This window comes from Nonomuraea sp. LPB2021202275-12-8, assembly GCF_037044575.1.
Taxonomy (GTDB): domain Bacteria; phylum Actinomycetota; class Actinomycetes; order Streptosporangiales; family Streptosporangiaceae; genus Nonomuraea.
Genome location: NZ_JBAHWD010000136.1, coordinates 1 through 805, shown reverse-complemented (window position 1 = coordinate 805; position 805 = coordinate 1). Strand labels below are relative to the sequence as shown.

1 protein-coding gene is annotated in these 805 nt (G+C 66.8%); it reads right to left on the bottom strand.

What is annotated here, in order from left to right:
• Nucleotides 1-33: 33 nt before the first annotated feature.
• Nucleotides 34-805 (bottom strand): transposase (locus V5E28_RS49060; RefSeq protein ID WP_336217198.1); only part of this gene is annotated, 772 nt, incomplete at its 5' end.

The following is an 805-nucleotide window of genomic DNA, read 5'->3' as shown; positions in this document are numbered from 1 at the left end:
CAATGCCGTGTAGTTAAGGTCATGGCCAGCTTGTCAAGGCTCTGGGCTGGCGCGGATCTCGATGCTGATCGTGGCTTTGTAGCTGGTGCGGTCGACGGTGCCCCTTGCGTTGTACTTGGAGATGGCGCGTTTGACGATGCGGGGGCGGGTGCGGATGCGCCGGTCGGGCATGAGGTTGGCCAGGACGTGGCATCCGATAGTGCCCAGCAGGTCGATGGTGGTGTCTGCGATCACTGCGGCGGCTTGGATGACCATGTCGCGAGCGGTGTTCAGGGCGATGGTGAAGCTGGCCCGGTCGGGATCGGTGCCGGGCTGGCAGGCGGTGGCGTCGGCCATGGCCAGGCGCAGGAGTTGATAGGTGACCAGCAGGGCGTGGATTTCCTGGTCCAGGCCTTGGGGTGTGCGGGCCCGCAGGACTCTTGCGCCGAGGATGGTGGATTTGATCTCCAGGTAGGCGGTTTCGATCTCCCAGCGCTGGTGGTAGAGCGTCACGATCTCGCAGGCGGGGTGGCGGTGGGCGTCGGTGAGAGTGGTGACCAAGCGGTAGGCGCCGGTGCGGTGGCCCGCTCGGGTGGTGATGGTGATGGCGGCGTCGATGACGCGTACCGGGGTTGCTCCCAGCCGGGACAGGTAGGAGCCGTCGTGTCGGCGGGCCAGGACGGGAAGACGGCGGCCGTTTTTGACCCGGACCAGCACATGGGCGCCGGTGGCGGCGATGTCCTGGATCAGGGCGGTGGTGGCGAAGTTGCGATCGGCCAGGACGATCATGTCGTGGTGCAGGCGCTGGAGCAGGCGCGGTGCCAGG